The organism is Ruegeria arenilitoris, from assembly GCF_013031355.1.
GTDB classification, from domain to species: Bacteria; Pseudomonadota; Alphaproteobacteria; order Rhodobacterales; family Rhodobacteraceae; genus Ruegeria; species Ruegeria arenilitoris_C.
Map to the genome: position 1 here is coordinate 23,014 of NZ_WPZO01000017.1, position 13,724 is coordinate 36,737.

General features: G+C 60.0%; 13 protein-coding genes and 1 pseudogene. All 14 read right to left on the reverse strand.

The window, feature by feature from the left end:
- Positions 1–4: 4 nt before the first annotated feature.
- On the reverse strand, positions 5–796 hold the full coding sequence (locus GOX63_RS22855) for an amino acid ABC transporter ATP-binding protein (RefSeq protein ID WP_302477163.1): 792 nt from the start codon (positions 794–796) through the stop codon (positions 5–7).
- 12 nt (positions 797–808) lie between these two features.
- Positions 809–2,164, reverse strand: coding sequence for an amino acid ABC transporter permease (locus tag GOX63_RS22860; protein ID WP_170547313.1), 1,356 nt, complete (start codon positions 2,162–2,164; stop codon positions 809–811).
- Position 2,165: 1 nt separating this feature from the next.
- On the reverse strand, positions 2,166–3,434 hold the full coding sequence (locus GOX63_RS22865; protein WP_170328754.1) for an amino acid ABC transporter permease: 1,269 nt from the start codon (positions 3,432–3,434) through the stop codon (positions 2,166–2,168).
- Positions 3,435–3,562: 128 nt separating this feature from the next.
- Entirely contained in the window at positions 3,563–4,579 is a 1,017-nt protein-coding gene (locus GOX63_RS22870; RefSeq protein WP_170328755.1) for an amino acid ABC transporter substrate-binding protein, read from the reverse strand.
- 207 nt (positions 4,580–4,786) lie between these two features.
- On the reverse strand, positions 4,787–5,494 hold the full coding sequence (locus tag GOX63_RS22875) for an ATP12 family chaperone protein (protein ID WP_170328756.1): 708 nt from the start codon (positions 5,492–5,494) through the stop codon (positions 4,787–4,789).
- 4 nt (positions 5,495–5,498) lie between these two features.
- Positions 5,499–6,170, reverse strand: coding sequence for an HAD-IA family hydrolase (locus tag GOX63_RS22880; RefSeq protein ID WP_170328757.1), 672 nt, complete (start codon positions 6,168–6,170; stop codon positions 5,499–5,501).
- Positions 6,167–7,210, reverse strand: coding sequence for an RluA family pseudouridine synthase (locus tag GOX63_RS22885; RefSeq protein WP_170328758.1), 1,044 nt, complete (start codon positions 7,208–7,210; stop codon positions 6,167–6,169). Before GOX63_RS22885 ends, GOX63_RS22880 begins: the two co-directional genes overlap by 4 nt.
- A 107-nt stretch (positions 7,211–7,317) precedes the next feature.
- A complete protein-coding gene (locus GOX63_RS23895) occupies positions 7,318–7,521 on the reverse strand; it encodes a hypothetical protein (protein WP_254436080.1) in 204 nt (67 codons plus the stop codon).
- A 6-nt stretch (positions 7,522–7,527) separates the two neighbouring features.
- A pseudogene (locus tag GOX63_RS22890) lies at positions 7,528–8,044 on the reverse strand (enoyl-CoA hydratase-related protein); the annotation flags it as partial.
- 75 nt (positions 8,045–8,119) lie between these two features.
- Positions 8,120–9,430 (reverse strand): replication-associated recombination protein A, encoded by a 1,311-nt coding sequence (locus GOX63_RS22895; protein WP_170328760.1) that lies wholly within the window; start codon positions 9,428–9,430, stop codon positions 8,120–8,122.
- Between the two features lies 1 nt (position 9,431).
- Entirely contained in the window at positions 9,432–10,817 is a 1,386-nt protein-coding gene (locus tag GOX63_RS22900) for a trypsin-like peptidase domain-containing protein (protein ID WP_170328761.1), read from the reverse strand.
- Positions 10,818–10,889: 72 nt separating this feature from the next.
- Positions 10,890–11,942, reverse strand: coding sequence for a TauD/TfdA family dioxygenase (locus tag GOX63_RS22905; protein WP_217356279.1), 1,053 nt, complete (start codon positions 11,940–11,942; stop codon positions 10,890–10,892).
- 156 nt (positions 11,943–12,098) lie between these two features.
- Positions 12,099–12,521 carry a 50S ribosomal protein L17 gene (rplQ, locus tag GOX63_RS22910; protein WP_039538314.1) on the reverse strand — a complete coding sequence of 141 codons (423 nt, stop codon included), beginning with the start codon at positions 12,519–12,521 and terminating at the stop codon, positions 12,099–12,101.
- 118 nt (positions 12,522–12,639) lie between these two features.
- A complete protein-coding gene (locus tag GOX63_RS22915; protein ID WP_058276312.1) occupies positions 12,640–13,656 on the reverse strand; it encodes a DNA-directed RNA polymerase subunit alpha in 1,017 nt (338 codons plus the stop codon).
- Positions 13,657–13,724 lie beyond the last annotated feature (68 nt).

Genomic DNA, 13,724 nt, shown 5'->3' on the forward strand with positions numbered 1-13,724 from the left:
GGGATTAGTGACCCAGAATCTGGCTCAGGAACAGCTTGGTCCGTTCGCTCTGTGGGTTGTTGAAGAACTCTTCCGGTTCGTTCTGTTCCACGATCTGACCGGCATCCATAAAGATCACGCGGTTGGCGACCTGACGGGCAAAACCCATCTCGTGGGTCACGCACAGCATGGTCATACCTTCCTCGGCCAGCTCGATCATGGTGTCGAGCACCTCTTTGATCATTTCGGGGTCCAGCGCCGAGGTCGGTTCGTCGAACAACATGATCCGCGGCATCATGCAGAGCGAGCGGGCAATCGCCACACGCTGCTGCTGACCACCCGAAAGTTGACCGGGATATTTATCGGCCTGCTCGGGGATCTTCACCTTTTCCAGGAAATGCATCGCGCGCTCTTCGGCCTCTTTCTTCGGCGTCTTGCGTACCCAGATTGGGGCCAACGTGCAGTTTTCCAGAATGGTCAGGTGCGGGAAAAGGTTGAAGTGCTGGAACACCATGCCAACCTCGGACCGGATCTTATCGATGTTCTTCAGGTCATTCGACAGCTCTGTCCCGTCCACGATGATCGTACCCTGCTGGTGTTCCTCCAGCGCGTTCAGGCAACGGATCAAAGTGGATTTACCCGATCCCGACGGCCCCGCGATCACGATCCGCTCGCCCTGGTTGACGGTCAGATTGATGTCGCGCAGCACGTGGAAGGACCCGTACCACTTGTTCATGTTGGTGATTTCGATGGCGACCTCGTCGCTCACCTGCATCTTCGAGCGGTCGATTTCGCGTTCAATTGCAAGTTCAGACATGTGTTGAACTCCTTAACGGTGGCCAGTCTGAAGCTTGCGCTCCAGATACATGGAATAACGGGACATGGAGAAGCAGACGACGAAGAACAGAACGCCAATAAAGGCAAACAGTTCCCAGTAGACGCCGTTCCAGGCGGTATCAGCGCGGATGCCATTGGTCAGGCCGATCACGTCGAACAGACCGATGATCGAGACCAGAGTCGTATCCTTGAAGATACCGATGAACGTGCTCACGATGCCCGGGATCGAGATTTTCAGCGCCTGCGGCATGATGATCAGCCGCTGCGCCTGCCAGTAGTTCAGGCCCAGACTGTCAGCCCCTTCGTACTGACCGCGTGGCAGGGCAGCCAGACCACCCCGGATCACCTCGGCCATATAGGCGGCCGAGAACAGGGTCATCATGATCATCACCCGCAGGATGATGTCAAAATTGGTGCCCGGCGGCAGGAACAGGTTCAGCAGCAGTGAGGCCACGAACAGCAGCGTGATCAGCGGCACACCCCGGATGAACTCGATAAAGCCCACGCAGAGGTATTTGACGATCATCAGATCGGACTGACGACCCAGCGCCAGCACGATACCGATCGGCAGCGAGACACCGATGGCCACAACGCCCAACAAGATCGCCAGCATGAAGCCGCCAAAGTCACGGCTTTCCACCGGAGCGATGCCAATCGGGATGACGGAGTTGATCGCGTCGGCAACCGAACCGGAAGCAAACAACCACCACAGAATGGGCAGCGCAATTGCAAGGATTAACGCCGTCAGGTTCCCTGCCATTGGCAGCACAACCTTGTAGGCGAAGTATCCGATGGCAAACCCGGCAGCGACCATCAGTGGCCCCCAGATCGACCCGCCCCACATGAGCCAAGGCAGCAGGAACGGATAAGCCGCCGTCACGAAAAGAAGTTTGCGCGGTACGTTGGTGAAAAGCACCGGCGCAATCGCGACAAGCAACAGGATGAAGGTCAAGTTCGGCCGGAAATAGGCGGGCCATGCGCCAGTTTCTGGCGGATTAGACCACGTTGCGTCCGGATGCGCCGGGTAAGGCGGATAAAAACCGTACAGCAATTGCAGCCACCGGTCCTTGATCACACCCCAGCAGGCATGGCCATGAGTATCGCCCCATGTCGCCATCATGATCTCGCGACATTCCGACAGGGAATTGGCGTTCCAAACGGATTCGAACGTCCATGCCAGGATGTTGGACAGCACATAGTAGATGAAGAACAGCGAGATAATGGTCAGGATGGCGTTCAGCCAGCTTGAGAACAGGTTATGCCTGATCCAGCCCAGCACACCCACTTCGGATGCGGGCGGAGCCTTTTCCGGCAACATTTCTGTGCGGACAAATGAAACATCACTCATATTACCGCTCCACCAGTTTGACACGGTTGTTGTACCAGTTCATCACCGCCGAAATGCTCAGCGAGATGGTCAGATAGACCAGCATCAGCAGCAGAACGCATTCCAGCTCACGCCCGGTCTGGTTCATGGTGATACCGCCCAGGGTCCCCGTGATGTCCATATATCCGACCGCAATCGCCAGTGACGAGTTCTTGGTCAGGTTCAGATAGTTCGAGATCATCGGTGGGATGATCACCCGCAATGCCTGCGGCAGGATCACCAGACGCATCGTGCGGCCCGGGCGCAGGCCCAGTGCGGATGCGGCCTCGGTCTGGCCTTTCGAAATGGCCAGAATACCGGCACGGACGATCTCGGCGATGAAGGCTGCGGTGTACAGCGACAAGGCCAGCCACAGGGCGATCAGCGAGTTCCGCAGGTGGGTACCGCCGGTGAAGTTAAAGCCCTTCAGCTCGGGGTAGCCCAGATGGAATCCCAGCGCGCCCAGCAGGATGGCCGATGGCACGAACAGCAGGCCCAATTGGATGTACCAGATGGTCGGACGGTCACCGGTCTTTTCCTGCGTAGCACTGGCCCAGGCCGACACTTTGCGCATGGCAAAGATGCTGCCGCCTAAAACGATCAGGAAGGCGATCAGGTCCAGCGAGACATCAAAACGCAGGCTCGACGTGCCGAACAGGTGGATGTCACCCAAGCCGCGCGAGAACAGAAACTCGGGGATATAGACCCCGCGGTTGGTCACAGCAACCGTGCCGAACAGATCCATCGTGGCTTCTGGATTTTCACCCCGGAAGGCGCGCGGCGCAGGCAGGCTTTCAATCAGGATCGCCATAGCGAACACGATCCAAAGCAGAACCGGAACGTTGCGGAACATTTCGACATAAACCGTCATGATCCGCGCGATCAGCCAGTTGTTCGACAGGCGCAGAACACCAACCATGACGCCGATGATCGTTGCCGTGATACAGCCCAGAACTGCGACAACCAGCGTGTTCAGCAGACCTATAAAGGCCGCACGCAGATGGGTATCGCGCGAGTCGTATTCCAGCAGGCGTTGGTTGATGTCATAACTCGAAGGTTCGCTGAAAAAGCCGAACCCAACTGTTCGGCCCAGCGTTTCGAGGTTCTGAATGGTGTTGCTAATAATCCAGGCTGCCAGAAGCATGAAACCAATCAATGCAATGACCTGGATGGTCGCAGATCGATACCGCGTATCGTAAAGGAGCATGGACAGCCGGAAGTGCTCCTTCGGCGGGTCAGTGAGTGTCGTCATGACCTATGTTTTTCCCCGTGCATCCCGGTTTTTCGGTGGCAGAGTTGACCTCTGCTCAGAACGACCCGGGCGTGTTTCTTATGGATGGAAAAAGGGCGCGGGATGTCCCGCGCCCTTTTCCGTGGATTTTAGCGGAACGGCGGTGCGTACATCAGACCGCCATCGGTCCACTGTGCGTTCAAGCCGCGCGCCAGACCGATCGGAGTTTCCTCACCGATGTTCTTGGCGAAGACTTCGCCATAGTTACCACCAACTTTGATCGCGCGCTGTGCCCAGGTCGCGTCCAGGCCCAGCATCTCACCCAGAGTGCCTTCGCTGCCCAGCAGACGGTTCACTTCGGGATTGTCGGTGCCAGCAGCCATCTCGTCGATGTTGGCCGAGGTAACGCCCAGTTCTTCGGCTGCGATCAGCGCGTTCAAGGTCCAGCGGACCACATCGCCCCACTCGTGATCGCCGTGACGGACCAGCGGGCCCAGCGGCTCTTTCGAGATGATTTCGGGCAGGATCACGTGGTCACCGGCGTTTTCAAAGGTGGCGCGAGTAGCCGCCAGGCCCGATGCGTCGGTGGTGTAGACGTCGCAGGCACCAGCCAGATACTGCTGCTGCGCTTCGGCGTTGGTTTCGATCGGAACCGGCTCGTAGCTCATGTTGTTGATGCGGAAGAAATCCGCCAGGTTGAGCTCGGTCGTGGTGCCGGTCTGGATGCAGACGGTTGCGCCGTCCAGTTCCTTGGCCGAGCTGACGCCCAGAGCCTTGGGAACCATGAAACCCTGACCATCATAGTAGTTGATGCCGACGAATTCGAACTTCAGGTCGACGTCGCGGCTGAAGGTCCATGTGGTGTTTCGGGCCAGCATGTCGATCTCGCCCGAAGCCAGAGCGGTGAAACGCGTTTTACCGGTGGTCGGGATGAATTCAACTGCGGACGGATCGTCCAGAACGGCGGCTGCGACTGCACGACATACAGCCACGTCAAAGCCCTGCCACTCACCGTTGGCATCCGGGCTGGCAAAACCGGGAACACCGGTCGCCACGCCGCAGTTCAGCTTGCCACGTGCTTTTACATCGTCAGCAGTCCCTGCTGCCGCTACACCAGCAGCCAGGCCGGCGATGGTTGCCACGCCCAAGAGTACGGATTTTTTCATTTTTACCTCTTCCTGATTTTCCGTCCTGTTCAAAGGACGGTTCTGTCCGGCACCTCTGGCACCAGAAAGGTTTCCCAAAGGTGTCTCCCCTTTAGTGGGCATGAGTTTGGGCGCATTCATAAACAAACGTCAAGGGTCGGATCAGGGAAAACGATCAGTCAATCCAGAGATGACTCGCCCAACGTTCTAAAAAATGGCCATAAGGGATCAAATCGAGAGGTCAAAGAACCGTTTGGCGTGCAAAAAAGCCGCCTTCTTGATCTCGGCCACGGCGTGGGCCTCGTCATCATGGCCCCATTGGTCGATCTGCCACTGCTCATCCAGCCTTGAAATCTGCCAGATTTCTTCCGCATCGGCCCGGTTTTGCGCCGCCGCAAATCCAAGGATGAGAGAGCCCGACAAGCTGACAAGATCGTGAAACGCTGCCAGTTGAAAGTCATTCAGCCCGTGGACACGCTGCCTGAGGGTTTCCAGGGCCTCAGCCGACTGAGGTTGGTGTAGCACACCGGCCACAGGCAATAGCCGCGCCGACAGCGTTTCAGCCGCCCAATCCAGCACCGGGTCCCAGTGTTCAGCCTGGCGTTGCTGCAACTCCTGCGGGTGAACTGCGCGGTAGCACAGCAAGTCCGAATCGCCATAATCGGCCAGCATATCTGCAACCTCGGCGTGTTGATGGTAGACCTTATCAATGGCGGCGTTTGCCGACCGGGTGAACGGCATCACCGTCGGATCGATCACTTTTTCCTGCGCGTCCCATTCCGCAGCGACCTCATCTGCCATGCCACGGGTCGGCAGGACCAAAGCTGCCTTGGCCGGGGTTTTGACACGGCGACCGTCCAGTTCAACGGTAAAGCCGCCCTCGGTTTCCACAACCGCGCTCTCGGTCCAAAATCGTTTCGGCTTCCAGTCGCTCATATTGTCAGGTCCAGATATCGTCCAGCGCGCGGGGCAGCTGGTCAAAGGTTTCAATGATGCAGGTCGCGCGGTCCAGAACGGATCGGTCGTGATAACCCCAGGTCACGCCAATACCGGCCACCCCAGCGGCATGGGCCATATCCATGTCAAACTTTGTATCGCCGATCATGACCGTATTGGCCGCGTCTACCCCGGTTTCGCTGCGCGCCGTGTCGATCATCGACGGATGCGGCTTGGACGGGTGGTGATCCGCCACCTGCCGGGTGACGAAAAAGCGTTCCAGCCCGTGCGCCTCGATCAAAGCATCCAAGCCGCGCTGAGATTTACCTGTGGCAACGCCCAGCAGAACCTCGGGCACGGCGTGCAGGGCTTCGATGGCATCGCGTGCCCCGGGATACAGCGGAGAGCCTGCCGCCCCTTGCTCCAGCCGTTGCGCGTGATAGGCTTCCTTGTACCCTTCGACCAAGCGATGCTGCACGCTGTCGGAATGCTCGGAGGCCAACTGCGCCATCGCATTGGGCAGGGACAGCCCAACGATGGACAGGATCGCCTCACGCTCCGGCACCGGCAAGGATTGGGCGTCGAAACAGGCGGTCATGGCCGAAACGATACTGCCCTGACTGTCGACCAGCGTGCCGTCCACGTCGAACAGCACCAGACGCAGCGGTGCGCTCATTGCAGTTCCTCGAACGGGTCGTCCGCAGCCAGGTCCTCGGTCCAGCCGAAGGTGTCCCAACTGTGTTTCATGTGATCCGGCAGCGGCGCGGTGACGGTAATGGTCTTGCGCGTCACCGGATGCTGAAACGTCGCCTGACGGGCATGCAGATGCAGCTTTTTACTGATGATCCCGCCCAATTGCGCGCCCCAGCCATCGCCGAGGTTTTCCTGCCCCGAGCCGCCGTATTTGCCATCCCCGATGATCGGATGCCCAATCGCCGCCATATGCGCCCGTAATTGGTGGGTGCGGCCGGTGATCGGCTCCATCGCCACCCACGCGGCGCGCCCGGCCACACGGTAGAGCGTCGCATAGAGCGTATGCGCTCGTTTCGCGCCGGGCGTGTCGCTGATTTCGTTCAGGTGGACGGGGATCATCTTTTCGCCCTCACCATGCTTGCCATGACCCGGGGCCTTAACCAGCCCGGTCTTGATCTCGCCCAGATAGGGGGTCGGCACCCCGGCGACCAATGCCCAGTAAATCTTGCGGGTATCGCGATGACGGAAGGCAGCCGTCAGCCCTTTGGCGGCCTCACGTGTGCGGGCCAGCAACAGAACGCCCGAGGTATCCTTGTCCAACCGGTGAACAAGGCGGGGGTTTTCGTCATAGCCAAAGCGCAGTGCCTCGGACAGGCTGTCCACATGACGGGTCTGGCCACTGCCGCCCTGCACGGGCAATCCATGCGGCTTGTTCAGCGCCAGCACGTGATCGTCACGATAGATCACGCAGGACTGGATCATCTTGGCATCGGCATCCGAGATACGCTGTTTGACCTCAGCCGGTTTATGGTCGACATCGGGCAGAGGCGGCACCCGTACCACCTGTCCAACCTCAAGCCGGGTCGAAGCCTTCACCCGGCCCCCCTCAACCCGCAGCTCGCCCTTGCGGCACATTTTTTCGATACGCCCTTGGCTGACATGCGGGAACAGACGGCGCAGCCACCGGTCCAGTCGCTGGTCGCCGTCACCTTCTGCCACGGTAATATTCTGTACGCCGCTCATGCCGATATCCCCTGCGTCGCGCGGATTGCCCGAGCGGTAAACCTGTCTGTAAGTGCCCTAGAAAACATGCGCGTCTGTGGCGTGCAAAGGGCCAAAAGTCAACCCGGTCAGATGTTCGAGAAATCCCCGTGCCGCCCGGCCCCGTCGCGGAAACGACCTGCCCCGGCAGTGCCTTCATGCCGGATCGCCTCTAGCCCATTGGCCCACTCGACCTTGAGCGCGTCGCGCACTGGCAGACCGCGCGTCTCGATGATCGAGCGGCGGTCGGCCCGCACGGCCACTTGCGGGAAACGGGCTATTTCATGCGCCATCGCTTCGGCAGCTGCTCGGGTTTCGCCATGTGGCACGACCTTCTCGGCCAGACCGATACGATAGCATTCCTCGGCTTCGACCTTGCGCCCTGTCAGCGCGATTTCCAACGCCTTCCCCTGCCCGACCAGACGCGGCAACCGGACCGAACCACAAGGCAAGCTCCATCCCACCTGCCACTGCGGCCCCTTCCACGGCTCCGATCACTGGCTTGGAGAGTTCCAGACGAGACGGCCCCATTGGGCCAAGCGTCGAGGGCGCCGATCCGATGGGGAAGCTATGTTTCTCGAAATAGGCTTCTCTCAATTCCGGGTCCGCGAGCGTGGCTGCGAGTTTCAGATCCCATCCCGCGCAGAAATTCCCGCCTTTGCCCCAGAACACAGCCGCTTTGGCCGGGCTGTCCTCAAACTCCAGAAACGCGGCCACCAGCGCCTCGGCATGGTCTGTGTCCACGGCATTGCGCGCATCCGGGCGGTCATGAACGATGGTCCAGACGTCCTCGGTTTTCTCGATTGAGACGGTCATGAGTATCCTCCCTCTACTCTCATGACCCAAGGGAAACCTGATTTGTGTCTCCTGTCGCCTCTGACGCGGCGGAACTTAGCCGTTACGCTGCGCTCTCAGCTTGGCGAAGTAGTCCAGCCGCTTTTTCAACTCACGCTCAAAGCCGCGTTCAACCGGTTGATACAGCTCTGGCCGCTCCATCCCGTCTGGAAAGTAGTTTTGACCGGAAAACCCGTCCTCGGCGTCATGGTCATAGGCATAACCCGCGCCGTAGCCCTGATCCTTCATCAACGAAGTGGGCGCGTTCAGGATATGCTTGGGCGGCGGCTCGCTGCCTGATTGCTTGGCCAGTCGCATCGCTGCCTTATAACCCACATAAGCCCCATTCGATTTCGGCGCCAAGGCCAGATAGACGAGCGCTTGCGCCAGCGCCAATTCACCCTCGGGTGAACCCAACCGTTCATAGGTCTGCCAGGATTGCAGGCAAATCGCCTGCGCCTGCGGATCGGCCAGACCGATATCTTCGACCGCCATTCGCGTAATGCGACGCGCCAGGTACCGAGGGTCCTCGCCTCCGGTCAGCATCCGCGCGAACCAGTAAAGCGTCGCGTCCGGGTCGGAGCCGCGCACCGATTTGTGCAGGGCCGAGATCAGGTTGTAATGCTCATCGCCCGACTTGTCGTATTTCGCGGCCCGGCGCATCAGCCGCGTCGCCAGCGCATCCGGGTTCAGCGGCGCGTCGACCTTCCACGCCGCGATCTGTTCGATCAGGTTCAGCAGCGCCCGGCCGTCGCCATCGGCCATCTCTTGCAGCGCCTCGCGTGCTGGACCGGTCAGGGGCAACGCGCGTCCCAGCTCTTTCTCGGCCCGTTGGGTCAGGCGTTCCAGATCGGCAAGGCTGAGGCGTTCCAGCACCAGCACCTGCGCCCGGCTGAGCACAGCGGCGTTCAACTCGAAGGACGGATTCTCGGTCGTGGCCCCGACCAACAGGATGGTTCCGTCCTCCATATGGGGCAGGAACCCGTCCTGCTGGGCTTTGTTAAACCGGTGAATCTCGTCCACAAACAGCAGCGTGCCCTGCCCGTTCTGGCGGCGGATCTTGGCGGCCTCGAAGACCTTTTTCAGGTCCGGCACGCCGGTGAAAATCGCACTGATCTGAACGAAATGCAGATCAGTCTCTTGCGCCAGAAGCCGCGCGATAGTGGTCTTGCCAACGCCCGGAGGCCCCCAGAACACCAAGCTGGACAGACTGCCAGAGGCCAGCATGACCCCCAGTGGCGCATCGGGACCAAGCACCTGTTCCTGCCCGATCACCTCGGCCAATGTCTGCGGCCGCAGCCGATCGGCCAGCGGACGGTGCGCAGGCGGTACGGGCGCAGCGGCCCCGGTATCGAACAGGTCGCTCACGTTACAACCGGAACCGGAGAGAGACCGAACGCCCCCCCCTGAGAACATCCAGATTAATCCGGCGACCCGGATCGGTCAGCGCCTCCACCACGTCGCCGGGGGCTTCAATCCGTGTGCCATTGATGCTGTTGACCACATCACCCGCACGCAACCCGGACCGACCACCATAAGGGCCGGCATCCACCACGACCACTCCGGTCTGAGAAAGGACGAGCCCCATCTTGGCAATCACCGCCGGGTTGACGCGCGAGACGGTCAGGCCCGGCATCACGGTCTGGTCGTCCAGCGTGGTTTCCTCGGCCGCTGGGGTTTCGGGGGCCTTGATCAGCGCGATTTCCACCTCGGCGCGCTCTTCCCCCCGAAGTCGCGTCACCATGGACGTGCCGCCCACACCGGCCACCGCCATACGAAATTTCATCTCGGCGGGCGAGTTCACCTCATCTCCGTCCACATGGGTCACCACATCGCCCACGCGCAGACCGGCCTCGGCCAAGGGGCTGAGGGGATGCAGGTCTGAAATCACCACGCCCAGCGGGATGACCAGACCAAGAGACTCGGCGATATCGGCACTCATATGCTGGCCCGCCATTCCGGCCCAGGGGCTTACGAAACTATCATTGCCACCCTGCGCCTGCCGCAGGAATTCCGCCACCAGATTGGCCGGAATTGCAAAGCCGATGCCGTTCGACCCACCCGAGCGGGTCAGGATAGCGGTATTGATCCCGATCAGATCGCCATTCACGTCGATCAGCGCCCCGCCGGAATTGCCCGGATTAATCGCCGCATCGGTCTGAATGAAATAGCCCCGCGCGTTGCCCGTGGCCGCGCCGGTGCGAGCCAGCCCCGAGATGATGCCCGACGACACCGTCTGTCCCACCCCGAACGGGTTGCCGATGGCCAGCGCCAACTCACCGACCTCGACATGGTCCGAGTCGCGCATCTGCAGGTAAGGCAGGTTCTCGGCCTCTTCCAGCCGCAGGATGGCGATGTCGCTTTCCTTGTCACCCAGAACCACCTGTGCCGAAAACTCGCGCCGGTCCGTGGTCACCACCCGGATTTCGGTGGCCGTTCCGACCACATGGTAGTTCGACACCACATACCCATCGTCCGACAGGATCACACCCGACCCCAGCGAGTTCTGCACCCGCGGGCGGGTCTCTCCGAACCCGCGGCCAAAGAAGTCCTGAAAGAAAGGGTCCGAGAAAAACGGGTTCGCCCGCCCCTGCCGCACGATCTTGGCATAGATGTTGACCACCGCCGGAGACGCCTGTTTGACCACAGGCGCAAAGCCCAGCGAAATCTCGGTCTGGGTTTGCGGGACGCGGGTTTCAGCCGTGGCAACAGAAGCGCAGGCAACAGAAAGAGCGATAAATGTCGCGCGGAACATGAAGACCTCAAATTACAGAGTTGAGATGGATATGCGTCCACCCGAAACGTAATGCAAGCATGTGGTGGCGGTTCAATCCAGCGGAGCGTGCAACTGCGTGCCCCTTGTGATGATCCCACCGCGATTGCCGACCTCAACACTGCCGTAGCGCTGCCTAAACACATCCGGCAACTCTCGGTCCCCCTGCGGCGACAACCACAGGCGGAACAAGTGACGCCGTTCCGCCGGATCGGGCCAGTCGGTAAACCCAGTCCGGTCATGCAGCTGAGAATGGTTGTAGACAAACTGCATATCCCCGGGCCGCAAACGCATACTCAGGTGCAGTTCTGGATCATTGGCCAGCGCGTCGAACCGGTCCAGCGCCGCGATATGATCCGGCGTGAGGCGCATGGCCTCGGGGAACCTTTGTGCGCTGTCGATGTACTGCCGCTGATAAAACACCGTCAGCTTGCCATCATGCCAACTGAACGGCGGAATGGTCATGAAAGGCTCCATGCCTTCCGGTACTTCGCCCCGACGGTCGGTCGCAATGGGGTCGAAAAGCCGCTCCAGCAAATCCGGGCAATCCGCGTGCATCCGGTTGTAGATCGCTTCGGCACTCACCAACAGTGACTCCCCGCCCTCCTTGGCGTCGCGCAGACACAGCAACCCAACGATATCGGCGCTGTCCGTGTGGAACGTCTGGCGCTCGTGGGTCTGGTAGATCCGCGTGTTCGGGTCATTTGCATCAGCCCCAATATCCCGGACATGGCCCAGAATATGCCCCTGCGCATTTTGTGAGCGTGCCGATCCCAGATGCGCCCCCACTCCGCAGAAGATCGCTGCCGCCAATTCCTGAGTATAGTTCTGTACCGGAAGGCCCCGGATCACCTCAAACCCGATTCCTCGGATTAGTTTGTCGCGCAGCCCGGCCAGATGCACATCCATCCGTTGCAACGGGAAATTGGCCATTGTGATTTCACCGATGTCGCGACCCAAATTTAGGTAATGGCGCGCGGCCTGCTCCAGATCAGCAATATCCTCTGGCGTCAGCTCGACAATCCATTCGTCCTGCCGCTTACGCATGTCCTGCCCCGTCCAGGCAGACGGGCCTTTGAGTTCAGGCGGTCTCTCAGACTGCGTCATTGTCTTCCCTCCCCGGCTTGCCGTCCAGAATGGCTCGGCAAGCCAGCGCGTTCATGACTAGAATGCAACGCAAATGATCCAAATACGACACCGCCAGGCAACAAAAAACCCCCCGCGTCTGGGACGCGGGGGGCGAAATCAGAAAGCCCGGCTTTCTTATTCTTCGTCTGCTGCCTCTTCGGCGGCAACGCGAGCCTTGTCGGCCGCGCCTTTGGCGTCGACGTCACGATCAACGAATTCGATGATCGCCATCGGTGCCATGTCGCCATAGCGGAAGCCAGCTTTCAGAATGCGGACATAACCGCCCTGACGCTCGGCGTAGCGGGGGCCCAGAACTTCGAACAGCTTTGCGACGTCTTTGTCTTCTTTCAGCTGTGCTGCGGCCTGACGACGGGCATGCAGGTCGCCGCGCTTGCCCAGAGTGACCAGCTTTTCGATGATCGGGCGCAGTTCTTTTGCCTTGGGCAGAGTCGTTTTGATTTGCTCATGCTCGATGAGCGAGCCAGCCATGTTCGCAAACAGCGCCTTGCGGTGCTCATGAGTACGGTTCAGGCGGCGGTAACCACGTGCGTGACGCATTTTCTAGTTCCTTCTTTCGCGTTTTGCTTTGTCTGGCCGGCGATGCGTGTCACCGGCTCTCCTTGGGGCGGAAGTGCCCATACAGTCCCCGGAAGCCCGGGCATTGGTGAAGACGCGCTTAGAACGCGTCTTCGAATTTCTTCGCCAGATCTTCGATGTTGTCGGGCGGCCAATCCTCGACATCCATGCCGAGGTGCAGACCCATGCCGGACAGCACTTCTTTGATCTCGTTCAGCGACTTGCGGCCGAAGTTCGGAGTGCGCAGCATCTCGGCTTCGGTCTTCTGGATGAGGTCGCCGATGTAAACGATATTGTCGTTCTTCAGGCAGTTTGCCGAACGGACCGACAGTTCCAGCTCGTCCACTTTCTTCAGCAGCAGCGGGTTGAACTCCAGACCATCGTCTTCGTCCTGGCGGCCAGCCGATTCCGGCTCGTCGAAGTTGACGAAGATCGACAGCTGGTCCTGCAGGATACGTGCGGCAAAGGCCAGCGCGTCTTCCGGAGTGATCGAACCGTCTGTTTCGATCTTTAGGGTCAGCTTGTCATAGTCCAGAACCTGACCTTCGCGGGTCGGCTGAACGTCATAGGCAACCTTTTTGACCGGCGAATAGATCGCGTCGATCGGGATCAGACCGATGGGTGCGTCTTCCGGCTTGTTCTTCTCAGCCGAGACGTAACCCTTACCGGTGTTGACGGTCAGTTCCATGAACAAGTCAGCGCCATCGTCCAGGTGGCAGATGACGTGATCGCGGTTCAGAACCTCGATGCCAGCGCTTTCGCTGATGTCACCAGCAGTGACAACTGCGGGGCCTTTGGCATTGATCGACAGGCGCTTGGGGCCTTCGACTTCCATGCGCAGGGCAACCTGCTTGAGGTTCAGGATGATGTCGGTGACGTCTTCACGCACGCCCGCGACCGAGGAGAACTCGTGCAGGACGTTGTCGATCTGGACGCTGGTGATGGCCGCGCCTTGCAGCGAGCTCATCAGAACGCGGCGCAGGGCGTTGCCCAGAGTCAGACCAAAGCCACGCTCCAGCGGTTCGGCAACCAGGGTCGCCTGACGCGCAGGATCGTTGCCCGGCTTTCCTTCCAGCTGGGTCGGCTTGATCAATTCTGCCCAATTCTTATGGATCATGTAATCCCTCCATTCCTGTCCGCGCCCCATGACCAACAAGGTGCAGACGCCCGAGGTTCAAAATGACG